The sequence below is a fragment of the Salinibacterium sp. SWN248 genome, assembly GCF_015864575.1.
In the GTDB taxonomy this organism is placed as follows: Bacteria; Actinomycetota; Actinomycetes; order Actinomycetales; family Microbacteriaceae; genus Rhodoglobus.
The window spans coordinates 650723-674852 of sequence record NZ_JADYWW010000001.1; the positions used below are offsets into that span (position 1 = coordinate 650723).

Annotated in this window: 24 protein-coding genes and 3 tRNA genes; 22 read left to right on the forward strand and 5 right to left on the reverse strand. The window is 61.8% G+C overall.

The features are described from left to right. Nucleotides 1-94: 94 nt before the first annotated feature. From I6E73_RS02965 to I6E73_RS02975, 3 genes are all read right to left on the reverse strand, one after another. A tRNA-Phe gene (locus I6E73_RS02965) sits at nucleotides 95-167 on the reverse strand. A gap of 78 nt (nucleotides 168-245) precedes the next feature. Continuing rightward, nucleotides 246-319: transfer RNA gene (locus I6E73_RS02970), tRNA-Asp, on the reverse strand. A gap of 24 nt (nucleotides 320-343) precedes the next feature. Then, nucleotides 344-419, reverse strand: a tRNA-Glu gene (locus I6E73_RS02975). A 265-nt stretch (nucleotides 420-684) separates the two neighbouring features. Here I6E73_RS02975 and I6E73_RS02980 point away from each other — a divergent pair. The 3 genes from I6E73_RS02980 (at nucleotide 685) to I6E73_RS02990 (ending at nucleotide 4378) form a co-directional block, all read left to right on the forward strand. Then, the gene (locus I6E73_RS02980; protein WP_231600527.1) at nucleotides 685-1950 is read left to right on the forward strand and encodes a M23 family metallopeptidase; all 1266 of its coding nucleotides are present in this window, start codon (nucleotides 685-687) and stop codon (nucleotides 1948-1950) included. 247 nt (nucleotides 1951-2197) lie between these two features. Next, on the forward strand, nucleotides 2198-3508 hold the full coding sequence (locus I6E73_RS02985; RefSeq protein WP_231600529.1) for a M23 family metallopeptidase: 1311 nt from the start codon (nucleotides 2198-2200) through the stop codon (nucleotides 3506-3508). Nucleotides 3509-3559: 51 nt separating this feature from the next. Further along, entirely contained in the window at nucleotides 3560-4378 is an 819-nt protein-coding gene (locus I6E73_RS02990; RefSeq protein WP_197123017.1) for an SDR family NAD(P)-dependent oxidoreductase, read from the forward strand. Between the two features lie 152 nt (nucleotides 4379-4530). On the opposite strand, the gene I6E73_RS02995 is transcribed toward I6E73_RS02990, so the two are convergent. Next, nucleotides 4531-5022, reverse strand: a complete 492-nt coding sequence (locus I6E73_RS02995; protein ID WP_197123019.1) for an inorganic diphosphatase — start codon at nucleotides 5020-5022, stop codon at nucleotides 4531-4533. 48 nt (nucleotides 5023-5070) lie between these two features. Between I6E73_RS02995 and tilS the strand changes: the two genes are divergently transcribed. From tilS to I6E73_RS03075, 16 genes are all read left to right on the forward strand, one after another. Then, nucleotides 5071-6114, forward strand: coding sequence for a tRNA lysidine(34) synthetase TilS (tilS, locus tag I6E73_RS03000; protein ID WP_197123027.1), 1044 nt, complete (start codon nucleotides 5071-5073; stop codon nucleotides 6112-6114). Continuing rightward, nucleotides 6104-6655, forward strand: coding sequence for a hypoxanthine phosphoribosyltransferase (hpt, locus tag I6E73_RS03005; RefSeq protein ID WP_197109408.1), 552 nt, complete (start codon nucleotides 6104-6106; stop codon nucleotides 6653-6655). Before tilS ends, hpt begins: the two co-directional genes overlap by 11 nt. Before the next feature lie 10 nt (nucleotides 6656-6665). Next, nucleotides 6666-8099: a serine hydrolase gene (locus I6E73_RS03010; protein WP_197123029.1), complete on the forward strand. Its 1434-nt coding sequence runs from the start codon at nucleotides 6666-6668 to the stop codon at nucleotides 8097-8099. A 127-nt stretch (nucleotides 8100-8226) separates the two neighbouring features. After that, nucleotides 8227-10227, forward strand: coding sequence for an ATP-dependent zinc metalloprotease FtsH (ftsH, locus tag I6E73_RS03015; protein ID WP_197106570.1), 2001 nt, complete (start codon nucleotides 8227-8229; stop codon nucleotides 10225-10227). Nucleotides 10228-10233: 6 nt separating this feature from the next. After that, complete coding sequence (folE, locus tag I6E73_RS03020; RefSeq protein WP_197123031.1) at nucleotides 10234-10818, forward strand: GTP cyclohydrolase I FolE; 585 nt, start codon at nucleotides 10234-10236, stop codon at nucleotides 10816-10818. A 10-nt stretch (nucleotides 10819-10828) separates the two neighbouring features. Next, nucleotides 10829-11638, forward strand: a complete 810-nt coding sequence (folP, locus tag I6E73_RS03025) for a dihydropteroate synthase (RefSeq protein WP_307784206.1) — start codon at nucleotides 10829-10831, stop codon at nucleotides 11636-11638. Continuing rightward, nucleotides 11635-12054, forward strand: coding sequence for a dihydroneopterin aldolase (gene folB, locus I6E73_RS03030; RefSeq protein ID WP_197123032.1), 420 nt, complete (start codon nucleotides 11635-11637; stop codon nucleotides 12052-12054). The genes folP and folB overlap by 4 nt, the downstream gene beginning before the upstream one ends. Then, nucleotides 12054-12581 (forward strand): 2-amino-4-hydroxy-6-hydroxymethyldihydropteridine diphosphokinase, encoded by a 528-nt coding sequence (gene folK / locus I6E73_RS03035; RefSeq protein ID WP_231600531.1) that lies wholly within the window; start codon nucleotides 12054-12056, stop codon nucleotides 12579-12581. The genes folB and folK overlap by 1 nt, the downstream gene beginning before the upstream one ends. Then, nucleotides 12575-13063 carry a DUF3180 domain-containing protein gene (locus I6E73_RS03040; protein ID WP_197123036.1) on the forward strand — a complete coding sequence of 163 codons (489 nt, stop codon included), beginning with the start codon at nucleotides 12575-12577 and terminating at the stop codon, nucleotides 13061-13063. Before folK ends, I6E73_RS03040 begins: the two co-directional genes overlap by 7 nt. Then, nucleotides 13060-13545, forward strand: a complete 486-nt coding sequence (locus I6E73_RS14725) for a PH domain-containing protein (protein ID WP_197123046.1) — start codon at nucleotides 13060-13062, stop codon at nucleotides 13543-13545. Before I6E73_RS03040 ends, I6E73_RS14725 begins: the two co-directional genes overlap by 4 nt. After that, entirely contained in the window at nucleotides 13542-15254 is a 1713-nt protein-coding gene (locus I6E73_RS03050) for a PH domain-containing protein (RefSeq protein WP_307784207.1), read from the forward strand. Before I6E73_RS14725 ends, I6E73_RS03050 begins: the two co-directional genes overlap by 4 nt. Further along, nucleotides 15254-16003 (forward strand): Rossmann-like and DUF2520 domain-containing protein, encoded by a 750-nt coding sequence (locus I6E73_RS03055; RefSeq protein WP_197123048.1) that lies wholly within the window; start codon nucleotides 15254-15256, stop codon nucleotides 16001-16003. The genes I6E73_RS03050 and I6E73_RS03055 overlap by 1 nt, the downstream gene beginning before the upstream one ends. Continuing rightward, nucleotides 16000-16863, forward strand: a complete 864-nt coding sequence (gene panC / locus I6E73_RS03060; RefSeq protein ID WP_197106566.1) for a pantoate--beta-alanine ligase — start codon at nucleotides 16000-16002, stop codon at nucleotides 16861-16863. The genes I6E73_RS03055 and panC overlap by 4 nt, the downstream gene beginning before the upstream one ends. A 58-nt stretch (nucleotides 16864-16921) precedes the next feature. Continuing rightward, nucleotides 16922-18421: a lysine--tRNA ligase gene (gene lysS, locus I6E73_RS03065; protein ID WP_197106565.1), complete on the forward strand. Its 1500-nt coding sequence runs from the start codon at nucleotides 16922-16924 to the stop codon at nucleotides 18419-18421. An 8-nt stretch (nucleotides 18422-18429) separates the two neighbouring features. Continuing rightward, nucleotides 18430-18606, forward strand: coding sequence for a hypothetical protein (locus tag I6E73_RS03070; protein WP_197123050.1), 177 nt, complete (start codon nucleotides 18430-18432; stop codon nucleotides 18604-18606). A gap of 98 nt (nucleotides 18607-18704) precedes the next feature. Beyond that, nucleotides 18705-18893 carry a hypothetical protein gene (locus tag I6E73_RS03075; RefSeq protein WP_197106563.1) on the forward strand — a complete coding sequence of 63 codons (189 nt, stop codon included), beginning with the start codon at nucleotides 18705-18707 and terminating at the stop codon, nucleotides 18891-18893. A 105-nt stretch (nucleotides 18894-18998) separates the two neighbouring features. Here the strand turns inward: I6E73_RS03075 and I6E73_RS03080 are convergent, their stop codons facing one another. Continuing rightward, entirely contained in the window at nucleotides 18999-20021 is a 1023-nt protein-coding gene (locus I6E73_RS03080) for a LacI family DNA-binding transcriptional regulator (RefSeq protein WP_197106562.1), read from the reverse strand. A gap of 235 nt (nucleotides 20022-20256) precedes the next feature. On the opposite strand from I6E73_RS03080, the gene I6E73_RS03085 reads away from it, so the two are divergent. Genes I6E73_RS03085 through I6E73_RS03095 form a run of 3 tightly spaced genes read left to right on the forward strand, consistent with a single transcriptional unit; the run spans nucleotide 20257 to nucleotide 24103 of the window. Next, entirely contained in the window at nucleotides 20257-22296 is a 2040-nt protein-coding gene (locus I6E73_RS03085; RefSeq protein ID WP_197123052.1) for a beta-galactosidase, read from the forward strand. Then, nucleotides 22293-23225 (forward strand): carbohydrate ABC transporter permease, encoded by a 933-nt coding sequence (locus I6E73_RS03090; protein WP_197123054.1) that lies wholly within the window; start codon nucleotides 22293-22295, stop codon nucleotides 23223-23225. Before I6E73_RS03085 ends, I6E73_RS03090 begins: the two co-directional genes overlap by 4 nt. Then, complete coding sequence (locus I6E73_RS03095; RefSeq protein WP_197106559.1) at nucleotides 23225-24103, forward strand: carbohydrate ABC transporter permease; 879 nt, start codon at nucleotides 23225-23227, stop codon at nucleotides 24101-24103. Before I6E73_RS03090 ends, I6E73_RS03095 begins: the two co-directional genes overlap by 1 nt. Nucleotides 24104-24130: the final 27 nt, after the last annotated feature.

Here is a 24130-nt window from a genome sequence, read left to right on the forward strand (position 1 = left end):
GCGCCGCGATTCGCGCGCCGCGAAAGGCTACGCGAGAAGGCCCAGAGGGCAAAAAAATGACCCTCGCCCGGTAGAAGCCCGGGAAAGGGTCAAGTGGCTCCGACGGGCGTCGATCCCGTGACCTCACAATTTTCAGTCGTGCGCTCTACCAACTGAGCTACAGAGCCGTAAGAGTTTCCTCCTACTCGTAAAGGTTTCCCCCTACTACAGAAAAAGCCCCTCCTTGCGAAGAGGCTTTCTGTTTGCGACCCTGACCGGACTTGAACCGGCGACCTCCGCCGTGACAGGGCGGCGCGCTAACCAACTGCGCTACAGGGCCAAGCTATTAAATTCTGTGTGTGTCTGGTGACCCCAACGGGATTCGAACCCGTGCTGCCGCCGTGAAAGGGCGGTGTCCTAGGCCACTAAACGATGGGGCCTCGAAGTCACAGAACTTCTTAGCTACCGAGGGAAAAGCATACGGTGCGTTTCGTGATTTACCAAACTGAGAAGCAAACTGACTGATATTTCATGAAGCGCTTTTTCCAACAGGCTCAAATGTACCCGACTTTTGCGGCGCCGGATACTACGTTCAGTGAGAGGTTGAGACTTTTGCGCCAAGTGTCGTTGGCGCGGGTGATCTTTCCCGCGTGGCTACGTGCTCTAAGCCAACGCCCGATAACGCTGAGGGGAATAATGAAGGTCATGCATGCGAGTCGGGGAACCACGGCAACGCGAGCGCTCCGCTCTCTCGCTTTCCGCGTCATTGGCTTCACCGCCGCGCTTAGCCTCGTTGTTGGCGTGAGCGTCGTTGCCGGTACCAGCCAGGCAGCATTCGCCGATGATTACCCCACGTGGAGCGACGTCACCGAAGCCCGTAATGACGAAGCCGCAACCAAAAAAGTTGTTGAGCGCATCAAAGCGGCACTCGTTCAGCTCGAGGCTGATGCTGCAGCCGCCCAGAAAGAGGCCGAAGAAAAGGGCAACATCTGGCAAGAGGCCGACACGAAGTACCAGGCCAAGGCCACCCAGACCGAAACTTTGCAAGAGCAAGCGGATGCCGCAAGCGCCGAAGCTGACGAAGCGGAGAAGCGCATCGGTGAGCTTGCCGCGCGGCTCGTGCGTGCCGGTGGTGGCGACGTCACCACCAGCCTTCTGGCCAACTCGCAGGACGCAGACGCGCTGCTCTACAACCTGGGTATGTCGTCAAAGATCTCGCAGCAGACATCCTCTCTGTTTGATCGCGCTGTTCAAGCTCGCAATACGGCGCAGTCGCTGAGCGACGCTGCTGAAGTTGCTCGCGCCGAACTTGAAGTTCTCAAGATCGCGGCAGAAAAGGCTTTCGCTGAGGCTCAAGCCGCCGCTCAGGCCGCCGAAGAAGCTCTCGCCGAGCAGCAGGAGCGCAAGATTGAGTTCGACGCTCAGCTCGCCGCACTGACTTCTGCCCGCAAGGCAACTGAAGACAGCTATCTAGAGGGCGTGCGTGAGCGCGAAGCCGCTCGCGCTGCTGCAGAAGCTGCCGCACAGGTTCCGAACTTGGACGCTGGCGAAATCAGCCTGAGTGGTTGGGCTCGCCCCGCCGGGGGATACATCACTTCGGTGTATGGCTACAGCTCGAATTACGGTTCCAGCTTCCATAAGGGAACCGATATCGGTGCTGCTTGTGGTGCTGGCATTTATGCGGCGTCGAGCGGAACCGTTGTTTATGCCGGTTATGGCTGGAATGGCGGCTACGGAAACTACATCATCATTGAGCACAGCGGTGGATTGCGCACCGCGTATGGCCACATCGTTGACGGCGGCATTCAGGTTTCTTCTGGGCAGAGTGTGGCCGTCGGAACGAAGATCGCCAGCGTCGGCTCGACCGGAAACTCCACCGGATGCCACCTTCACTTTGAGGTGCGCCCCAACGGCTGGGACACGACGAACCCGGTGCCGTTCATGGCGGGCCAAGGCATTCAACTCGGCTAAAGCCTCAGAACGTGCTCCCGCTGAGGGGAAATGCTCGCGAATCAGCACCGCAGTCTCTCCATGGCATCCTGATGGGCCGGGATCGGCCGGGGAGATGCATTGCGGCGTGCACTAATGCACGCGAAACCCGCATTCAACAAAAGGTTGAGACTTTTGGGTCGCATGTTGTTAGTGTGGTCAATGTTATTCGTGTGACTAATGGCCATTAGTCGGCGCTCAACAATGTTTAGGGGAACAATTGAAGGTCATGCATGCGAGTCGGGGGACCGCAGCAAAGCACAAGCTTCGCTCACACTCTTTTCGGGCAATCAGTCTCGTCGCGGCGCTCAGCCTCGTCGTCGGGGTTAGCGTTGTTGCGGGAAGCAGCCAAGCTGCTTTCGCCGATGACTACCCCACGTGGAGCGAAGTCACTGAGGCCCGCAACAACGAAGCGGCGACTCAGAAGGTAGTCGACCGCATCAAGGCCGCACTGGTAGAACTCGAAGCTCAAGCCGTCGCCACTCAAAAGGATGCCGAAGAAAAAGGCAACATTTGGCAAGAGGCCGACACGAAGTACCAAGCGAAGTCTGCACAGACCGAAACTTTGCAAGAGCAAGCGGATGTCGCAAGCGCCGAAGCCGATGAAGCTGAGAAGCGCATCGGTGAGCTTGCTGCGCGGCTCGTGCGTGCTGGCGGCGGAGACGTCACCACGAACCTCCTCGCCAATTCTCAAGACGCCGACGCCTTGCTCTACAACTTGGGCATGTCATCGAAGATTTCACAGCAGACATCCGCTCTGTTCGATCGTGCCGTTCAGGCTCGCAACACGGCTCAGTCGCTGAGTGATGCTGCCGAAGTGGCTCGCGCCGAACTTGAAGTTCTGAAGATTGCCGCCGAAAAAGCGTTTGAGGAAGCTCAAGCAGCAGCGGCTGCAGCGGAAGCTGCAGTAGCGGAGCAGCAGGAACGCAAGGTTGAGTTCGACGCCCAGCTTGCTGCTCTCACTGCCGAGCGCGTAATAACCGAAGCTGACTACCAAGCTGGGGTGCAGAAGCGCGAAGCAGAACGCATCGCCGCAGAGAAGAAGGCTGCTGCGGCAGCCGCGGCTGCTGCTGCTGCCGCCGCCGCTCAAAACGGTGGTTCTAGTGGCGGTTCGGGCTCCTCGAGCGCCAACGGCTGGACGAAGCCTGCCTATGGCTACATCACGTCGGTATACGGCTACAGCTCGAACTACGGTTCCAGCTTCCACAAGGGAACTGACATTGGCGCTGGCTGTGGTGCCCCGATCTACGCCGCATCAAGCGGAACTGTGGTCTACGCCGGTTATGGCTGGAATGGCGGCTACGGCAACTACATCATCATCGAACACGCTGGTGGAGTGCGCACCGCTTATGGTCACATTATTGCCGGCGGCATCAACGTCTCTTACGGTCAGAGCGTGGCTGTCGGAGCCAGAATTGCCAGCGTCGGCACGACCGGAAATTCCACCGGCTGCCACTTGCACTTCGAAGTTCGCCCTAACGGGTGGGACACCACCAACCCCGTGTCATTCATGTCAGGTAAGGGCGTTGGCCTCGGCTAAAGTCTGAGCACAGGCTTGAGGCAACGACGTCTCTGGCAGAGGGAGCACGCCATGCACTCAGTTGCCGGACTCGTTGTTGTGATTACGGGCGCTGCCCGCGGAATGGGCGAGATCTATGCTCAGCGCGCTGTCGCTGAGGGTGCCGCGAAAGTAGTGCTGCTCGACGTCGATGCCACGGCTCTGGATGTCGCAGCAGCCGCTCTGAGTGCTGCGGGCGGTTCCGTCACCAGTTACGTTGTCGATCTCTCGTCACGCACCGCGATCGAGTCTGTCGCCGAACGCATCCGCACCGAAGTGGGAACCCCCCACGTGCTCATCAACAACGCGGGCATTGTGCGCAGTGGCTACTTCTGGGAGCACGACGCGGTTCGCGATATCGAAGCGACCATGCAGATCAACACTCTCGCGGCTATGTACCTGTCGCGCGAGCTGCTCCCGGCGATGATCGAAGGTGGGGAGCCGAGCCGCATCCTGAATATCGCGTCGGCAGCAGGAACGCTCTCGAATCCAAATATGAGTGTCTACGCGGCATCCAAGTGGGCCATGATCGGGTGGAGCGATTCGCTGCGGCTTGAACTGAACAAAGCGGGCCACGCCCATATTGCGGTGACCACTTTTGCGCCCAGCTACATCAGCACCGGGATGTTCGCCGGCGTGCGGGGGCCGCTGTTGACCCCCATCATGACTCCCGAGATCGCGACCTCGGCAGCGTGGTCGGCAATGCTCCGCGGCAAGCCGCTACTCATGAAGCCGTGGACGGTGGGGCTCGCTCGCGGGCTCAAAGGCCTGCTGCCGACGCGCGCTTGGGATTTTGTGGCAGGGCGAGTCTTCAAGGTCTACAGCTCGATGGATGAGTTCACGGGGCGATGAGTTCACCGGGCGCTGAGCCCACCAGGCGATGAGTTCACCGGACGCTAAGCCGCGCTAACCCGTTAAACGCCGATGGCGGATGCCTGAGCATCCGCCATCGGGGTCACGCGCACGGTACCTGAGTACGGCGCGCGAGAAGTGATTAGTGCTGCCTAGTGGCCTTCGGCCTTGAGCTTCTCGAAGCCAGCCTGAACGATTGCGTCAGCTTCTGCTGCGTCGCCCCAACCGTCGATCTTGACCCACTTGCCGGGCTCGAGGTCTTTGTAGTGCTCGAAGAAGTGCTCGATCTCCTTGCGCGTGAACTCAGGAACATCGTTCAGGTCCTGAATGTGTGACCAGCGCGGGTCTTTCGCCTGAACGCAAATGACCTTGGAGTCGATGCCGCCATCGTCGCTCATGTTGAGCACGGCAACCGGGCGAACCGAGATGCCCACACCGGGGAAGGTCGGGGCGTCGAGCAGAATCAGCGCGTCGACGGGGTCACCGTCGAGGCCGAGAGTGTTCTCGAAGAAGCCATAGTCGGTGGGATAGGCGAAGGTCGTGAACAGGTAACGGTCAAGAAAAACGCGACCAGTTACGTGATCAACTTCGTACTTGTTCCGGCTTCCGCGCGGAATCTCAACGACAACGTCGTATGCGGCCATCTAGGTGCTCCTAAGAAAATTATGGGGTTGCTGCAATAACGTTACTGGATGCACTCCGACAGACGCCCCCGTCTTACGCCCGCAATTGCTGATGTACGGCGTGCTGTGCGCGCTGCGTTGAGCTCATTACCGGTGTCCGCGGGTTCCGCGGCGGCACCTGCCGGCTCAGAACCGCTCGTTCTTGTCGCCCTCAGCGGTGGTCCCGACTCGCTCGCGCTGGCGGCAGCGACGGCCTTCGAAGCGTCCAAGGTCGGCATGCGAGCCGGTGCCGTGATCGTGAATCACAACCTTCAAGACGGGTCAGCGGATGTCGCCGCCGCCGCCGCACAGCAGGCTCGCGACCTCGGGCTTGACCCCGTCGACATCCGCTCGGTTCTCGTCGGTGACGCCGGAGGCCCCGAGTCTGCCGCCCGGGACGCGCGCTACGCGGCGCTAGCCGAAGCCGCCGCCGAGCATGGCGCCATCCGGGTGCTGCTCGGCCACACCCTCGACGATCAGGCCGAAACCGTGCTGCTTGGCCTTGCCCGCGGCAGCGGGGCTGGCAGCCTCAAAGGGATGGCAGCCGACACTGGCCAGTACATACGGCCGCTGCTGGCAGTGCCGCGAACCACGACCGTTCAGTGCTGCGAAGACTCCGGAATCGCGGCGTGGAATGACCCGCACAACCTCGATACCTCGTACACGCGAGTGCGGGTGCGGCAGACCATTTTGCCGCTGCTGGAAAGCGAACTGGGCCCCGGCATCCGCGACGCTTTAGTGCGAACGGCAGACCAAGCGCGCGAAGATGCCGAAGCGCTCGACCATTTTGCAGAAGAAATCGCGGAAGATTTGGCCGAGATTTCGGAGGCGGGAATCTCGTTGCCGGTGCGCGCGCTTGCGGCGAATCCGGCCGCTCTACGCCAGCGTTTGATTAGGTTGGCGGTGGCAAGCGAGTTCCATGTCTCGCTCAGTCGCACCCACACTCTGGAGATCGCGCGCCTCGTCACCGACTGGAGGGGGCAGGGACCGATCGACGTTCCCGGCGTTAGGGTTGAACGACGAGAGAACCTTCTCCACTTTTCGGCCCACAGTGAGGAACGCGATGCAGTTTAGCGATGTCGAAGGAGACCTCAGCGAGGTCCTTCTGACCCAGGAAGAGATCCACGAAAAGATCGCCGTGATGGCGCGTCAGATCGAGGCCGACTATGCCGGCGAGAAGCTGCTGCTGGTCGGTGTGCTGCGCGGTGCTGTCATGGTGATGGCTGACCTCGCACGTGAACTCAACCTGCCGATCGAGATGGACTGGATGGCCGTCTCCTCGTATGGCGCCGGCACGCAGTCCTCGGGTGTCGTTCGCATCCTCAAAGACCTCGACAGCGACCTTGAGGGCCGCAAGGTACTCATCGTTGAAGACATCATCGACTCAGGCCTCACGCTCTCCTGGTTGCTTGGCAACCTGCGCAGCCGCGGTGCTGCCTCCGTGGAGATCTGCACCCTGCTGCGCAAGCCGGATGCCGCCAAGGTCGAAGTAGATGTCAAGTACGTCGGCTTCGACATCCCCAACGCGTTCGTGATCGGCTACGGCCTCGACTACGCGGAGAAGTACCGCAACTTGCGCGGCGTCGCAGTGCTCGCACCTCACGTCTACGCCTAGGGGTCGCTGAATGAGGGCGAAGGCAGCAATCGATCAGGCGACCGACGAGATTGTTGGACTGTTTGAGAATCGGGTAACCGAGCAGAAAACCCCCGGCACGTTTTTCGCGGTATTTGGGCCGGATGGGATCGTGCTGGAGGGTGGCTACGGCGAGAAGGTTCTCGGCGAGGGCACCGCTCCCGATCGCGACACCGTGTTCCGCATCGCGTCGTGCACGAAGAGTTTCACGTGCACGATGCTGCTGATGCTGCGCGATCGTGGCCAGCTGAATCTCGATGCGCCGATCACTGACTTTGTTCCGGCATTCACGGCGCTCGAGCCCGCGGCTGCTCCCGTGACGCCGAGCGTGCGCCAGCTCATGACGATGTCGGCGGGGTTCCCCACCGATAACCCGTGGGGTGACCGCGTGGAGGAGATGACGCGGGCCGAGCTCGACGAGTTCATGGCGGCGGGCATCCGCTATTCGAGTACGCCAGGCACTCGCTTTGAGTACTCGAACCTCGGCTATGCCCTGCTGGGTGAAGTCATCGCCGAGATTACGGGCCGCCCCTACATCGAGGCCGTTGCTGCCGAAATTCTCGAACCCCTTGGCCTCACCTCGACCCGCTTCGAGGAGGACCCGGATGCCGATGTCGCCCTCGGCTACCGGCTCGCCAATGGGCAGTGGCAGGTTCAGCCGTTCACCGGGCCCGGAGTCTTTTCTTCCATGGGCGGTTTGTTTTCCAGCGCGACCGACCTGGTGCGCTGGTCGCTGTGGCTCGCTGGTGCCCTCGACCCCGAGGACACCTCAGAGGGACCGCTGTCTGCCGCCAGCCGCCGCGAACTGCAGCAGATTCAGCGCGCAGTGCCCGAGGGCATGTCGAAGGCTGCCGAGTTTTCCGAGCCGACAGCGCACGGTTATGGCTACGGCCTGTTCATCGATGAGGGCACGACGAAGATCGTGTCGCACTCGGGCGGTTACCCCGGCGTGAGTGCCCACATGCGCTGGCACGCCCCAACCGGCCTCGGCATTGTGGCGTTCGAGAATGGCACGTTTGCGGCATCCTCGATCCCGGCAACTCAGGCTTTGCAGGCTGCGTTGAATGCGTACGGCGAGCTGACGACGCCAGCTCCGGCCTGGCCCGAAACTCTGGCCGCTCGCGACGTGTTTGATGGCCTCGTTCGCGAGTGGGATACCCCCACCGCGGATGCGCTTGCCGCCGTGAACTTGGCGCTCGATGTTCCGTGGGAAGAGCGCATCGCTGGCATTGCGAAAGCGATTGCTGAGGTGGGGCCGCTCACCGGTGCGCCGCTGACCGAAGTACCGCGCACCCTCAGCGACACTCCTGCCGTGACCAACTGGACGATCGACGGCGAACGCGGTCGCATCAAGTGCCACATTTTGATGAGCCCCGAACTGCCACCCCGCGTGCAAACCTTCGCGGTGACAACCGAAAGTCGCTAGCCGCAGCGAGCCCGCTCGGAACGCATTACGCCGAGGGCAAACATGCAGTGGTCTTGCAGCGCGATAACGGTAACCTTGCAGCACGTTTCTTCAGAGAGAGGCACTGGGTCACCCGACCCGGAACATCATGAATTTTAAGCGCATTTTCCGCGGCCCCGTTCCGTACATCATCATCGGTATCGCCGCCGTCTCGATCGCCGCGAGCCTTCTCCTCGGCGAGGGCTACAAAGAGATCACCACTCAAGAGGGCCTCGACCTTCTTCAGGGATCGACGGTGTCATCAGCCACCATCATTGACGGTGAGCAGCGCGTTGACCTTGAGCTCTCCAAGGCCGACGGCGACAACGGCACGAAGGTGCAGTTCTACTACGTAGCGCCGCGTGGCACCGAGATCGTTTCTGCTGTCAACGGCGCCGACGTCAAGGAGTTCAACGACCAGGTTCCGCAGGAGAACTTCTTCGTCTCCTTCCTCTCGATCATGCTGCCGTTCCTCATCATCGGCATCATCTTCTTCTTCATCTTCAGCCGCATGCAGGGTGGCGGCGGCAAGGTCATGCAGTTCGGCAAGTCGAAGGCCAAGCTCGTGGGTAAAGACACCCCGCAGGCCACTTTTGCGGATGTCGCTGGTGCTGACGAGGCCATCGAAGAGCTCGAAGAAATCAAAGACTTCCTGAAAGAACCGGCCAAGTTCTTGGCTGTTGGCGCCCGCATCCCGAAGGGCGTACTGCTGTACGGCCCTCCCGGAACCGGTAAGACCCTGCTGGCCAAGGCCACCGCGGGTGAAGCTGGCGTGCCGTTCTACACAATCTCTGGTTCTGACTTCGTCGAAATGTTCGTGGGTGTCGGTGCAAGCCGTGTTCGCGACCTCTTCGAGCAGGCCAAGCAGAATGCTCCCGCAATCATCTTCATCGACGAGATCGATGCTGTTGGTCGTCACCGTGGTGCCGGAATCGGTGGCGGTAACGATGAGCGCGAGCAGACTCTCAACCAGTTGCTGGTCGAGATGGATGGCTTCGACGTGAACGCCAACGTGATCCTCATCGCCGCAACGAACCGCCCTGACGTTCTCGACCCCGCGCTTCTGCGCCCTGGTCGTTTCGACCGTCAGATTGGTGTGGATGCTCCCGACAAGATCGGTCGCAAGCAGATTCTCGAAGTGCACGCCAAGGGCAAGCCCATGGCCGAGGGCGTTGACCTCGAAGTGCTCGCTCGCAAGACGCCCGGCTTCACCGGTGCTGACCTGGCGAACGTGCTCAACGAAGCAGCCTTGCTGACCGCGCGCTCCAACGCGCAGCTCATCGACAACCGTGCTCTCGACGAGGCCGTTGACCGTGTCATGGCCGGCCCGCAGCGTCGTTCGCGCCTCATGAACGACAAAGAGAAGCTCGTCACGGCCTACCACGAGGGCGGTCACGCGGTGGCTGCTGCCTCGATGCGCAACACCGACCCCGTCACGAAGATCACCATTCTTCCTCGCGGTCGTGCGCTCGGCTACACGATGGTGATGCCGCTCGAAGACAAGTACTCCGTTTCGCGTAACGAGCTGCTCGATCAGCTCGCCTACGCGATGGGTGGTCGTGTTGCGGAAGAAATCGTGTTCCACGACCCGACGACCGGGGCATCCAACGACATCGAGAAGGCCACCTCGATTGCTCGCCGCATGGTCACCGAATACGGCATGAGTGCCCGAATCGGTTCCGTGAAGCTGGGCAGTGCCTCAAGCGAACCCTTCATGGGTCGCGACATGAGTTCGAGCCGCGAATACTCCGAAGAGCTCGCCAAGATCATTGACGAAGAAGTTCGACTGCTGATCGAGAAAGCTCACGACGAGGCATGGCAGATGCTCAACGAGAACCGCAAGGTGCTCGACAAGATCGCCCTCGAGTTGATGGAGAAAGAGACCCTCGACCACGTCGAGCTCGACAAGATCTTCAAGGGAATCGCCAAGCTTCCCGAGCGTCCTCAGTGGCTCTCGAGCGACGCGCGCCCGGTGTCGCAGTTGCCTCCCATCAAGGTTCCCAAGAAGAAGGTGCCGAAGGCTGACGCAAGCGACAGCGACGAAAGCACCCCTTCGAAGCCGGCACGCACCCCACGGCCACGCAAGTCGCCCGGGGTAGCAACGGCCTAGGGCGCCATGTCGATCGACCTCGCACGCATTGAAGCTGCGGTAGCCGAGATTCTGGATGCCGTCGGCGAAGACCCAAAGCGGGCAGGCCTCACCGCCACCCCGCGTCGGGTTGCCGAGGCGTACTCCGAGTTCTTCGCAGGCAACACGATCGACCCTCTCGTGCACCTCTCCGACAGCATCGAGTTCACCGCTAAGGCGGATCAGACGGGCGAGCTGGTGCTCGTGCGTGACATCGAGTTTCGGTCCATGTGTGAGCATCACCTGTTGCCGTTCTTGGGCGTCGCGCATGTCGCCTACGTCCCGGATGAGCGCATCATCGGCCTAGGCAATATTGCGCGGGTCGTGGAGACGATTGCCGCGCGCGCGCAACTGCAGGAGCGACTGACCGAGGAGATCACCGACGCGATCAACACGGGGCTGTCGCCGCGTGGAGTGCTCGTTGTTATTGATGCCGTTCACGGCTGTGTTTCGGCTCGCGGACCCCGCCAGACCGCCAGCTCCACTGTGACTTTGGCGTCTCGTGGAGTTCTCAGTGATCCAGTGGAACGCGCTGAAGTGATGGCGCTCATCGGCCGAGGTGGCGATGCGTAGAAACCCTCGCGTGGCGGTTCCCCAAATCATGGGCATCCTCAATGTCACGCCTGATTCTTTTAGCGACGGCGGCCAGTTCGAACATGTGGACGCCGCCATTGCGCGAGGCATCGAACTGCGCAACCAAGGCGCGGATGTCGTCGATGTCGGTGGCGAATCGACTCGCCCCGGTGCCGAACGGGTCTCAGCCGCGGCGGAGCAGCAGCGGGTAATCCCGGTGATCAAGGCGCTCACGGCTGAAGGCGTGACCGTGAGCATCGACACTATGAATGCCGAGACGGCACTGGCCGCGGCGAATGCGGGAGCATCCATCATCAACGATGTCTCTGGTGGGCTTGCTGACCCCGAGATGTACCGCACCGTTGCCGAAACAGATCTGCTTTATATTGCGATGCACTGGCGTGGGCACAGCACCACGATGGGGCAACTCGCGCACTATGACGACGTGGTGGACGACGTGCGCAGCGAGCTGAAGGCGCGTCTGGCAGAAATGATGGTGTGGGGAGTGAAGCCCAATCGGGTGGTGCTCGATCCTGGCCTCGGCTTTGCCAAAGACGCCCGCCACAACTGGGCGCTGCTCGCGCGTATCGACGAGATTGCGTCGCTGGGGCATCCGGTGCTGATCGGGGCGTCACGCAAACGCTTTCTCGCAAAAATGCTTCCGGCCGATGCGCCGCCAGCCGAACGCGACCTGGCTACCGCAGTGATCAGCAATGTCGCCGCCGAGGCGGGCATGTGGGCCGTTCGGGTGCACGATGTTCCGTCCACGCACATTGCACTTTCCGTGTATCGAGCTATGCAGAAGGGCAAGAAACGATGAATCCCGCACTGGACGAAATCACCCTCACCGGCTTGCGCGCCACCGCCTTTCATGGCGTCTTCGACCACGAGCGTCGCGATGGTCAAGTCTTCGTGATCGACGCGACCGTGTATCTCGACTTTGCAGCCGCTGCCCGCACCGACGACCTTGACCGCACCATTCACTACGGCGTCTTGGCCGAAGAGATCGTCGCCGCCGTCGAGAGCAACCCGGTCGATCTCATCGAGACGGTTGCCGAACGCATCGCCGCTGTAGTGCTCGCACACGAGGCCGCCGTGAGCACCAAGATCACGCTCCACAAACCAGAAGCACCTATCACTGTGCCGTTCACCGATGTCTCGGTCACCATCACTCGTCAGCGTCCAGCCCGCGCCCAGACCGCCGGCTTCAGCGCAGAACCGCAGCCGCTGCCGTGATGCGACAGCAACGACTGCACGTCGAGTTGCCGGTGATGCTTGCCATCGGCAGCAATCTTGGCGACCGCGAAACCACCCTGCGCCACGCCGTGCACGCCATCAACCGCATCGACGGTGTGACCGTGGATGCCGCCTCCAGCATTGTGCAAACGCCGGCTTTGAAACTCTCCGGCATCGACCACTCTGCTCCCGCGTATCTCAACGCGGTCGTGTTAGCGCGCAGTTCGCTGGAGCCCCACGCCCTCCTCGCTGAGCTGCAGCGCGTCGAGGCTGAGCATGGTCGCGTGCGCGACGAACGCTGGGGCGATCGCACGCTCGACATCGACATCATTTCTTTCGCGCACCTGCAAGTGGATGACGAACTTCTGACGATTCCGCATCCTCGGGCCGCCGAACGATCGTTCGTGCTCGTGCCGCTGCTGCAGCTCGACCCCCACGCGCACCTCGCCGGAATCGGAAGCGCGGCTGACGCCCTTGCCGGCATCGAGAACGACGCTACCGAGTGTGAGGCGGAACCCCTGTGGTAGCCCGCACGTCAGCCGTGCACTTGGTCACCATTGCCGCGGCGGGAGCAGCCGTCGGCTGGCTGCTCGAAGTGTTGTTGACGGCATCCGGAAACCCGATTGTGACCCCCTCGGTCGCCTTGGCGGTGTCGCTCTTCTTGATCGCCGTGATCGTGGTCGTGCTGGCAGTGCCCATTTACCGCTCATCACGCGGGCTGCGCAAAGAACGCGTGAATCCCTTCTTCGCGCTGCGCGTTGTCGTGCTCGCGAAAGCATCGAGCTTTGCCGGGGCTCTCCTTGGCGGAACCGCCCTCGGCATCGCGGTCTACCTGCTGAGTCGCACCGTTTCTCCCGAAACCGGTGCCATCGGCACGAGCTTCGTCGTTTCGGCTGGCGCGATAGTGTTGCTGATCGCAGGATTGGTTGCGGAATATTTGTGCACCATCCCGCCTGATGATGACGACCCGTCGTCGCGGAACCCGATGGACCCCCAAGGAGCAGCGTGACCGAGCGACTCGATCTCCCCGGCGCCGAGTGGCGCGGCGTCTCCCGCAAGTACACGATCGTGGAAGCGGTCGGGCTGCTGATTACGGGCATCGTGCTCACCGTCGCCACCTCGATTCCCACCGTTCTGACCGGGATTCAGTGGCTTGCCGTGATCCCCGTTTCGCTTGGCATCATTTTCATCATCAACATCGCCCTCACCCCGCGACGCGTGCGGGCAATCGGCTACATGCTGCGTGAGGATGATCTGGTCTTTCGCCGCGGACTGATGTTCCGCCGCGTGGTTGCCGTGCCCTATGGCCGCATGCAGCTCGTCGACATCAACCGCGGACCCCTCGATCGCGCCGTCGGCCTCAGCGAACTCAAATTTGTGACGGCAGCGGCATCCGCCGGAGTCGTCATCCCCGGCCTGCCCGAGCAGGATGCTGAGGAGTTGAGAGACACGCTCGTCGCCCTTGCCGAAAGCCGCAGGGCCGGACTGTGAGCGACCCGCGCGAGCCCGCCGAGCCGCTGGAGCCTCGAGAACCGCTGGAGCCTCGCGAGCCAGTGGAACCGCTGGAGTCCGTGAACGCAACTGAACCTGCGAACCTGAACACTGCCGAGCCTGCTGCTCCCGCCGTGGCGCTCACGGTGCCCGAGAGCGCTCGTCGCCTTGCCGACGGTGAGTGGCATCGACTGCACCCGGCAACGCCGTTCTTGCGCGGCGGCATCGCGTTCGTGGCAATCATCGGTGTCATCATCGTCAACGCCCGCGACGTCTTTCTCGACACCATTTTTGGCGGCGGCAGCCGAGAACTGCGTTTCTTGGAGCGTTTTGCAGAGTCAAGCCTGATCATTTTGGCGATTCTCGCCGTGCTCGTCATCCTGATTCTGAGCGTCGGTGGTTTTTATCTGTCGTGGCGGATGCACACCTTCCGCATCACGGACGAGCTTGTTGAGGTGCGCAGCGGCATCCTGTTCCGCACCAACCGTCGTGGACGACTTGATCGCATCCAGGGCATCAATATTTCGCGGCCATTCTTGGCACGCCTGTTTGGGGCCGCCAAGCTCGAAGTGAATGTGGCAGGTCAAGACGCCAACGTTGAGCTGGCCTATCTCGGCTCCGCTGGCGCCGACGATTTACGAGTCGCGATCTTGCAGCTCGCCTCGGGCACTCGCGCGGCTGAAGCAGCGGCCGATGCAGCCGCACAAGCCCCGACCGGTGTCACGGGTGTGGTGGAGTCGCGCGTCAACGAATTCTTGGCCCCAGAGCTCGACCCCCAAGCCGCGCCGCCAGAGTCGATCGTGCGCATCAGCATCCCGCGGCTCATCGGTTCTCTCGTGCTCAGCGAAGCGACCATCATCGCGATTCTGGTGGGCATCGGCATCATCACGACGATCATCGTTACTGGCGACTACGGCTGGATCTTTGCGCTCCTCCCGGGCTTTCTCGGTCTCGGCGGTTATTTGGCATCCAGACTGACGCGCTCGCTTCGGTACTCCATCGCGGCAACGGATGACGGCATCCGTGTCGGTTATGGCCTGTTGTCGACGACCAATGAGACGCTCCCGCCCGGCCGCATTCACGCGGTTGAGGTATCGCAGCCGCTGTTATGGCGCGCTGCCGGCTGGTGGGAAATCAAGATCAACACGGCCTCGCAAGCAACAAGCTCAAGCGGCGCAACCGCCAAGACAACGCTGCTCCCGGTCGGAGATATGGCCGATGTGCACCGCGTGCTGCAACTCATTCTGCCGAGCCTCGCTGACGCCAAGTCGCGGGAACTGCTCGAGTGCGGTCTTGCCGCTGGAGCCCACGATGACGACTACGTCACCTCGCCCAAGCGGGCGGCCTGGCTGCGCTGGTTCTCCTGGCGCCGCAATGGTTTCGTGCTGATTTCGGATGCCGTCGCGCTGCGCAAGGGAGCCATCTGGCGTTCCCTCGTGCTTGTGCCTCAAGCCCGCATGCAGAGCGTCAGCATGAACGAGGGTCCGCTGCTGCGCCGCATGGGTCTTGCTGAGCTGCGAATTCACACTGTTGCGGGGCCGATCTCGGCCACCATCGGTGCGCTCGACCGCAACGATGTTGTGCGCTTCTTCGATGAGGTAGAGCACGCGGCTGTGCATGCCGCAGGCGTCGACACGAGTCACCGCTGGCGCAGTTCTGGTGCGAACACCGATTCCCCGGCACCAACACCACGTGAGGACAACGCGTAATGGCGCAGGCAGCTGGCCGACTCGGAATCGGCATCATTGGCGCGGGAAAGGTCGGCCCGATTCTTGGCGCAGCCCTCGCCGGCGCGGGCCATGCAATCGTCGGAATTGCGGCGACGTCAGAGCGCAACCTTGAGCGTGCAAGCGCGATCCTTCCCGACGTTCCCGTGCTCGACGTCCCGACTCTGGTTGAACGCAGCGAGCTTGTGATTCTGGCGATTCCCGAGGGCGAGATTGAGTCCTTCGCGAAGGGTCTCGCCGATGCTGGAGTGTGGCAACCGGGGCAACTCGTGCTGCACACCGCGCCGGGACTCGGCTATCAGGCGTTGGCGCCGGCGCTTGCTGTTGGAGCGATTCCGCTCGCCGTGCATCCGGCCATGGTGTTCACGGGGACAAGCCTTGACCTCACGCGCCTGCACGAAACCTATTGCGCCGTCAGTGCGCCCACTCCGGTATTGCCGATTGCGCAAGCTCTCGTTGTGGAGATGGGTGCCGAGCCGATCGTGATCTCCGAAGACGAGCGTGCTGCGTGGGCCGAAGCGGTCAGTACCGCCACCAGTTTTTCGGCCGCGATCGTCCGTCAATCTTTAGATTTGCTCGGCAGCGTCGGGGTGGATGCCCCCGCGCGTGTTTTAGGGCCGCTTCTGCGGTCCTCGGTCGAGAATGCGCTCGCGCGTGCAACAGCGACTAGCATCGATGTTTCCTTGCTCGACCCCGAGCCGAGGCCCCATTCACAGGAGGACCCCTCGTGAGTTCACACCCCCGCCCGCAAGTTATTGAGACCGTCGCGGGTATGCGCGATGTGGTTGCGCACGAGCGCGCCGCTGGCCGCACCATTGCTTTGACGCCCACGCTGGGCGCGCTTCACCAGGGTCACCTCGCTCATGTTGAGCGCGCCGCCGAGCTCGCCGATGTGCGCATCGTTTCGATCTTTGTGAATCCCACCCAGTTCGGTGCCACCGAAGATCTCGACAAGTATCCGCGCACGATGGATGACGACCTCGACATGCTTGGCGAGCTGGGGGTTCCCTACGTCTTCGCTCCCAGCGTGGAGGAAATGTACCCAAAGGGGCCAACCTCCACCACGATCTCGGCCGGCCAGATCGGCACGATGTTTGAGGGCAAGACGCGCCCCGGTCACTTCGACGGTGTGCTCACTGTTGTCGCCAAGCTGCTCGCCATCACAAGCCCGCAGTTCGTCACCTTTGGCCAGAAAGATGGCCAGCAACTCTTTCTCGTTCGCCGCATGATCACCGACCTCAACATCCCGGTGCAGCTCGAGATCATCGAAACCGTGCGCGAAGAAGACGGCCTCGCCCTCTCCAGCCGCAACCAGTTCTTGGATGCTCACCAGCGCGAAGCAGCATCCATCCTGTCGACAGCATTGAACGCGGCAACCTCGGCCGCCGACAGCGGCCTTGACGCCGTGATCGCCGCCGCGCAGGGTGCACTCATGGGGGCATCGGGTGTGGAGCTCGACTACTTCACCGTCGTTGACACCGACACCTTCATGCCGGTGCCCGATGGGTACCGTGGGCCCGCTGCTGCCCTCGTCGCTGCACGCGTGGGGGAGACCCGTTTGATCGACAACGCGACACTCTACGTCGGCTAGTTTTCGGGCGCATTTCTGGGCGCGGCAGTGTTGCCTTATCCCGGCTACGATTGAGGGCGTGAATGACGCCGCTAACGCCCCCGAGCCCACCGAAGCTGAAGTTTCTGAGCAAAAAGCCGTTCGGTTAGAGAAGCGTCAGCGACTCATCGATTCGGGCGCTGAGGCCTACCCGGTCGGCGTCGCGATCACCACGAGCATTCCGGCCGTGCGCGAGAAGTACCCCTCGCTTGAAGCGGATGACACCACCGGCGACGTCGTTGGTCTCGCGGGTCGCATCGTGCACCTCCGCAACACGGGCAAGCTGTGCTTTGCCTCGCTGCAGTCCGGTGACGGCCAGCGTATCCAGGTCATGGTTTCTCTCGGCGAAGTGGGCGATGAGTCGCTCGCTCTGTGGAAAGAACTTGTTGACCTCGGTGACCACCTCTTCGTGAGCGGTGAAGTTATTTCCAGCCGCCGCGGTGAGCTTTCTGTCATGGTCAAGGAATGGAAAATTGCGGCCAAGGCCGTTCTTCCCCTGCCCAACCTGCACTCCGAGTTGAGCGACGAACAGCGCGTTCGTAGCCGCTACCTCGACCTCATCGTTCGCGACCAGGCCCGCTTCACGGTGCGCGCTCGCGCCAAGGTCAACGCGAGCCTGCGCGCCACGTTCGCCGCGCACGACTACCTCGAAGTCGAAACGCCGATGCTGCAGACGATGCACGGTGGAGCATCCGCTCGCCCCTTCGTCACGCACTCCAACGCATTCGATACCGAGCTGTACTTACGCATTGCTCCCGAGCTGTTCTTGAAGCGTGCCGTCGTCGGTGGCATCGAGCGTGCCTTCGAGATCAACCGCAACTTCCGTAACGAGGGTGCTGACTCCACGCACTCGCCCGAGTTCGCGATGGTCGAGGCGTACCAGGCCTACGGCGATTACAACCAGATGGCCGACCTCACTCAGGAGCTCGTGCAGAATTCCGCGCTCGCCGTGACGGGCTCCACGCTCGTCACTCTCTCCGACGGCACCGAGTATGACCTCGGCGGCGAGTGGGCGCGTATCTCGATGTACGACTCCCTCAACGAAGCAGCTGGCCTGAGCGTCACGCCGCAGACTCCCGCCGACGAACTGAAGGTGTTGGCGGATGCCGTTGGCATCGAGGTCACTCAGCCCACCCACGGCAAGTACGTGGAAGAGCTGTGGGAGCACTACGTGAAGCCGGGCCTTGACCACCCGACCTTCGTTATGGACTTCCCCGTCGACACGAGCCCGCTCGTGCGCGACCACCGCAGCATCGAGGGTGTTGTCGAGAAGTGGGACCTCTACGTTCGTGGCTTCGAGCTGGCAACCGGCTATTCCGAGCTCGTCGACCCCGTTATTCAGCGCGAACGCTTCGTGGAGCAGGCGCTCCTCGCGAGCCAGGGCGACGTTGAAGCCATGCGCCTCGATGAAGACTTCATCCGCGCTCTCGAGCACGGCATGCCGCCGACCGGTGGAATCGGAGTCGGCGTTGACCGGTTGCTAATGGCCATCACAGGCCTCGGCATCCGCGAAACCATTCTGTTCCCGCTGGTGAAGTAGGCACGACAATGACTGATCCAGTTCCCCACGAGACTCCGGATGCGGCTGAGACGCCGGATGCGGCTGAGTCTCCGAAGAAGTCGACAATCACCCCCATGCGCATCGCGCTGTGGGTGCTCGTCTCGGGCGCTGGCCTCTTCATGGTCATCTCGGGACTCGTCGGCGTTATGGTGAAGGCGCAGTAATGGATCGCAAATCTTCACGGCTCATCATGACTGTGACTCTCGTGGGACTTGTCGTTCTCATCGCCATTGTCACCTTCGTCAACGGTTAGGCTAGAAACGTGCCTCAAGAATTCTGGTCGAACGCCATCTTTTCCGTCATCCCGACGATTGCTATTGGTGCCATTTTCTGGATCGTCATGTCGGCCATTATTCGTTCTGACCGCACCGAACGTGACAGCTACGCCAAGATCGAAGCTGAAGAGCGTGCCAAGGTTGCCGCTCAGGCCGAGTCAACACCTACCGCGTAGCTACCACCGACCGCCTAGGCACTACCGACCGCCTAGGCACCACCGACCGCCTAGGCACCAGTTGGTCGCTGCAGTAGTTTCCTGCTGAGCACCAGAGGTGGGGTTTTAGGCCGAGCCGCGCAGTTTGATTTCGGTGGGCAGAATGCGACCGGGAGTTTCCGGTGTGATGCCGTTGACGAGTTCTAACACCATGGATGCCGCTTCTCGGCCCAAGAGATCGGCTGGCTGACGCACTGTCGTGAGTTGGGGTTGGCACCGCATCGCCCAGTCGCTGTCATCGAAACCAACGATGCCGATGTCTCCGGGCACTGAGCGCCCGCGTTCGCGCAGCACATCCATGGCGCCGGCAGCGAGAGCATCGGATGCTGCAAAGACTCCGTCGATGTCTCCGGCGCGGTCGAGGAGGGCTTTCATTCCCTCAACGCCGCTGTTGCGCGAGTAAAGCGGAAAGTCGACAACCAGGTTCTCGTCGAACTGGTCGCCCAGGGCATCCCGAAAACCGGCTAGTCGTTCGCTACCGGAGTCGCGGTCGAGGGCGGCGGCAATCATGCCAACTTTCTTGCGGCCGGTGGAGAGGAGCTCGCGAGTGATATCGCGGGCGGCGCCGCGGTTGTCGATGCCGACGTAGGGCATGTCGGGCGCACTCATGGGGTGACCGACGAAGACGGCGGGGAGTCCAATGTGGGCGATGGCGTCGGCAATGGGGTCGTGTTCGCGGGCCGAGACGATGACGGCGCCGTCGACGAATCCACCGCGGAGGTAGTCGGCAATGCGAGCACTGTCACGGTCGGAACCGATGATGAGGCAGACGAGTTGGTAGTCCGCTTCGGAGAGGCGTTCGTTGGTGCCGAGAAGAATCGCGCCGATGTTGGGGTCTTCGAGAAAGACCGAGTGGGGCTCATGCACGATGAGCGCGATTGCCTTGGAACGCTGGGTTGCGAGGTTGCGAGCCGCCATGTTGCGCACGTAGCCGACTTTGGCGATGGCCTTCTCGATGGCCTCCCGAGCCGAGTCAGAAACGTACGGTTCGCCGTTGAGCATGCGGGAGACGGTGCCACGGGAGACGTTGGCCTCGGCCGCTACGTCGAAAATTGTCGCGCGGCGTGGTCGTGCCCCAGGTGTTGCCATAACCCCATGCTAGCGCTCTCACGGGTGCGGCACTGGCCCCGTTTCGCGGGACTGTTCACGCTCACAGACACGCCGAATGCTTGACAGAGCGAATAAGGCTCGCTTAGTCTGTGAACGCTCCCAGAGATTGTTGCCAATTTTTGTGGGTCAGGTTCTGTGCACGTTCACAGAATCCGAACAATTGTGAGCAGAACTGCTGACTCAGCAGCTGCGCCCATCGCCAAAGGAGGCACGCGTGACCACACCCCGCGCAGATCGCGTCGCGAGCTGGTCACCCGATTCCCTCGTGCTCGGTTGTGACTACAACCCCGAGCAGTGGTCCGAAGAAGTGTGGCAGCAGGATGTGGCCCTCATGCGTGAGGCCGGGGTCACCCTCGTCGCGATCAACATCTTCGGCTGGGCTGAGATTGAGCCGCGAGCGGGGGAGTACAACTTCACTCGCCTCGACGCGATCATGGATCTGCTGCACTCGGCCGGCATCCGCGTAAACCTCGGCACCGGCACCTCATCGCCTCCCGCGTGGCTCACGACCGCTCACCCCGATATCTTGCCCACCGCGGCCGACGGCACCCGCCGTTGGCAGGGTGGCCGCCAAGGGTGGTGCCCGAGTTCTCCCGAGTTCCGCTCGGCAGCTCTAGGCCTTGTCGAGAAAGTAGCCGAGCGCTACAGCAGCCACCCAGCTCTCGCGATGTGGCACGTCTCCAACGAACTCGGATGCCACAACGCGCACTGCTACTGCGACACCTCCGCTGCCTCGTTCCGCGTCTGGTTGCAGTCGCGCTACGAGACCATCGATGGCCTCAACGCCGCCTGGGGCACGACCTTCTGGAGCCAGCGCTACAGCGATTGGAACGAAGTTCTTCCGCCCCGGGTCACGCTCTCGTCGGCAAACCCTGCGCAACGACTCGACTTCAACCGCTTCAGCTCCGACGAACTTCTCGGCTACTACAAGGCCGAAGCGTCGCTGTTGCGCTCTCAGAGCAGCATCCCGGTGACCACGAACTTCATGGTGACCGCGCACATCCGCAGCCAGAACTACTGGCAGTGGGCGAGCGAAATGGATGTCATCGCTAACGATCACTACCTCGATCACCGGCTGCCGCATCCGAGTAATGAACTCTCGTTCGCGGCTGACCTGACTCGTGGGCTTGCCCAGGGTTCGCCGTGGATGCTCATGGAGCAGGCCAGCAGCGCTGTGAGCTGGCAGCCCCACAATCTGGCGAAGCAGCCGGGTGAAATGCTTCGCAACACGTTGACGCACGTTGCTCGGGGAGCAGACACCGTCTGCTTCTTCCAGTGGCGAGCGTCGCGACAGGGCGCCGAGAAATTTCATTCGGCCCTGCTCCCTCACGCTGGTACTGACACTGCTGTGTGGCGCGAGACCCTCGACCTGGGTGAGAAACTCCACTCCCTCGAGACTCTCGCGGGCACTCGGGTCGAGGCGTCCGTTGCACTCGTCTTCAGCTGGGAATCCTGGTGGGCGGCAGAAGGCGACTCGCAGCCATCGTCTGCCGTGCGCTACCTCGAGCAGGTTCACGCGGCCTACAACGCTGCAAGCGCGAATGGCGTCACGGTCGACATCGTCGCACCCGGTGCTGCGCTCGACGCCTACACACTCGTCATCGTTCCTAGCCTCTACCTCGTCGACGACGCGAGTGCGGCCGTCATCAGCGACTACGTTGCGGGCGGTGGCAACGCGGTTGTCACGTTCTTCTCCGGCATCGTGGACGAAACCGACGGCATCCGCCTGGATGTCACCGGCGATACCCCTCCCGGTGCGTTCAGCGACATGCTTGGCGTCTGGACCGAACAGTTCATGCCCGTGAAGCCCGAAACACGTCTGCTGCTGAACGATGGCGGTCAGGCGAGCATCTGGGCTGAGCACGTCCGCCCCACCACAGCGGATGTCGTTGCCGAGTTCGCGTCCGGCCCCATTCCTGGTGGGCCGGCCATCACTCGCAATCGCTTCGGTTCGGGAGCTGCGTGGTACGTGGCTACCGCGCTCGACGCTCCGAGCTTTGCGGACCTGATGGGCCGCGCACTTAACGAGGCTGGCGTCGAGGCGCTCGAGCTTCCCGCTGGCGTCGAAGTGGTGACGCGCTCGAACGACACCGACCGCTTCCGCTTTGTGATTAACCACAGCGCGCATGAAATTTCTTTCCCCGCCGACGGCGCAGAATTGTTGACGGAAACTACGGTCACAGGTTCGGTGGCTGTTCCCGCTGGTGGCGTTCGCGTCATCCGCCTGACTGTCGAAGAAGGAGCAACGCGATGACTACAGACATTGCTACGCCCGCCACACCAAAGAAGGCGGTGACGAAGAAGGTTCGCCGCGCTACCAAAGCCACGAAGAACCGTGGAGCGGTGCTGTTCTTTATCGCCCCGTTCTCGGTGCTGTTCTTGTTGTTCTATATTCTGCCGATCCTGGTTGCGATCTATCAGTCGCTGCTGACGGTTGAACGAGAAGGAACATTTGGCAAGCCCACGGAGGTGTTTGGTGGCTTCGTGCAGTACGCACGAGTGTTCCAGGATGACGCTTTCTGGGCATCCATTCTTCGGGTGCTCACCTTCGGTGTCGTGCAGGTGCCGATCATGCTCGGCCTCGCATTGTTGCTTGCGCTGCTGCTGGACTCCCCGCTCGTCAGAGGCAAGCGCTTCTTCCGCCTCGCGTTCTTCGCACCGTATGCCGTTCCCGGTGTTATCGCGGCGGTCATGTGGGGCTTCCTCTACTCGCCCAAGCTGTCGCCGTTCACTGCGATCACGAGCGAAATCAACTTCCTCGGTGCCGACCTCGTGCTGTGGGCCATCGCCAACGTCGTGACGTGGGTGTTCGTGGGCTACAACATGATCATCATCTACTCGGCGCTGCTCGCGATTCCGAGCGAAATCTACGAAGCCGCTCGCCTTGATGGTGCGTCGCAGGCTCGCATCGCGTGGTCGATCAAGATTCCGCTGATCACCCCCGCGATTACGCTCACCGCCATTTTCTCGATCATCGGAACGCTGCAGCTGCTCGCTGAACCTCAAGTGTTCAAGAGCTTCACGTCGGCCGTGACCAGCACGTTCACCCCCAACTTGCTCATTTACTCGACAGCCTCGGTGCCGAACGTGAACCTCGCCGCCGCTTTCTCGGTCGTGCTCGCGCTCTTCACCTTCGCGCTCTCGTTCACCGTGCTCAAGTTCACCCAGCGAAAGGCTGACTGATGAGTGCCACGACAACTCCCGTGAAGAAGCACAACGGTCCTCGCGAAAGCCTGTTCTCTCGGGCGGGCGCCATGCTTGTCATGGCCATCTGCACCTTCTACTTCTTGGTGCCGATCTGGTGGCTCTTCGTTGCGGCAACGAAAGACCGCGCCGACTTCACCACGAGCGCACCGCTGTGGTTCGCTGACTTCAACCTCATCGAGAACATCGGCAACCTGGCGGCCTATCGCGACGGCGTCTTCTTCCGTTGGATGCTCAACAGCGTGCTCTACGCCGGTGCGGGTGCTGCCATCGCAACACTCTTCGCCACGATGATGGGCTACGCGCTGGCGAAGTACAGCTTCCGCGGCCGCGAAACCCTCTTCAACGTTGTGCTCGGTGGCGTGCTGGTTCCGGCAACGGCTCTTGCGCTTCCGCTGTTCTTGGTGTTCAGCCAGGTGGGAGCAACGAACACGTTCTGGTCGGTGTTCTTGCCGAGCATCGTGAGCCCGTTCGGTGTGTACCTTGCCCGCATTTATGCGACCTCGAGCGTGCCGGATGAACTTGTTGAAGCTGCTCGCATCGATGGCTCGGGCGAGGTGCGTACCTTCTTCACGGTTGCCACTCGACTGATGACGCCGGCAATGGTCACGATTTTCCTCTTCCAATTCGTCACGATCTGGAACAACTTCTTCTTGCCGCTCATCATGCTGCGCGACGAGAAACTATTCCCCGTCACGCTTGGCCTCTATATCTGGAACAGCCAAGTCAGCCAGATTCCCGAAATTCGGGCGTACGTGATCATCGGTGCCCTGCTGTCGATCATCCCGCTCATCATCGCCTTCCTCAGCCTGCAGCGCTTCTGGCGCAGCGGGCTAGGAACGGGCGCAATCAAGTAGTCGCCCTCTCGACCACTCGGCTTACCC

What these genes read in the sequence shown, in the direction of transcription:
- I6E73_RS03010 (WP_197123029.1), top strand. Translation starts at nt 6,666, where the DNA reads ATGAGGGCGAAGGCAGCAATCGATCAGGCGACCGACGAGATTGTTGGA.
- I6E73_RS03070 (WP_197123050.1), top strand. Translation starts at nt 18,430, where the DNA reads ATGACTGATCCAGTTCCCCACGAGACTCCGGATGCGGCTGAGACGCCG.
- I6E73_RS02990 (WP_197123017.1), top strand. Translation starts at nt 3,560, where the DNA reads ATGCACTCAGTTGCCGGACTCGTTGTTGTGATTACGGGCGCTGCCCGC.
- I6E73_RS03095 (WP_197106559.1), top strand. Translation starts at nt 23,225, where the DNA reads ATGAGTGCCACGACAACTCCCGTGAAGAAGCACAACGGTCCTCGCGAA.
- I6E73_RS02985 (WP_231600529.1), top strand. Translation starts at nt 2,198, where the DNA reads ATGCATGCGAGTCGGGGGACCGCAGCAAAGCACAAGCTTCGCTCACAC.
- I6E73_RS03090 (WP_197123054.1), top strand. Translation starts at nt 22,293, where the DNA reads ATGACTACAGACATTGCTACGCCCGCCACACCAAAGAAGGCGGTGACG.
- I6E73_RS02980 (WP_231600527.1), top strand. Translation starts at nt 685, where the DNA reads ATGCATGCGAGTCGGGGAACCACGGCAACGCGAGCGCTCCGCTCTCTC.
- I6E73_RS03080 (WP_197106562.1), bottom strand. Translation starts at nt 20,021, where the DNA reads ATGGCAACACCTGGGGCACGACCACGCCGCGCGACAATTTTCGACGTA.
- folE (WP_197123031.1), top strand. Translation starts at nt 10,234, where the DNA reads ATGTCGATCGACCTCGCACGCATTGAAGCTGCGGTAGCCGAGATTCTG.
- hpt (WP_197109408.1), top strand. Translation starts at nt 6,104, where the DNA reads ATGCAGTTTAGCGATGTCGAAGGAGACCTCAGCGAGGTCCTTCTGACC.
- folK (WP_231600531.1), top strand. Translation starts at nt 12,054, where the DNA reads ATGCGACAGCAACGACTGCACGTCGAGTTGCCGGTGATGCTTGCCATC.
- I6E73_RS02995 (WP_197123019.1), bottom strand. Translation starts at nt 5,022, where the DNA reads ATGGCCGCATACGACGTTGTCGTTGAGATTCCGCGCGGAAGCCGGAAC.
- folB (WP_197123032.1), top strand. Translation starts at nt 11,635, where the DNA reads ATGAATCCCGCACTGGACGAAATCACCCTCACCGGCTTGCGCGCCACC.
- tilS (WP_197123027.1), top strand. Translation starts at nt 5,071, where the DNA reads ATGCACTCCGACAGACGCCCCCGTCTTACGCCCGCAATTGCTGATGTA.
- I6E73_RS03055 (WP_197123048.1), top strand. Translation starts at nt 15,254, where the DNA reads ATGGCGCAGGCAGCTGGCCGACTCGGAATCGGCATCATTGGCGCGGGA.
- ftsH (WP_197106570.1), top strand. Translation starts at nt 8,227, where the DNA reads ATGAATTTTAAGCGCATTTTCCGCGGCCCCGTTCCGTACATCATCATC.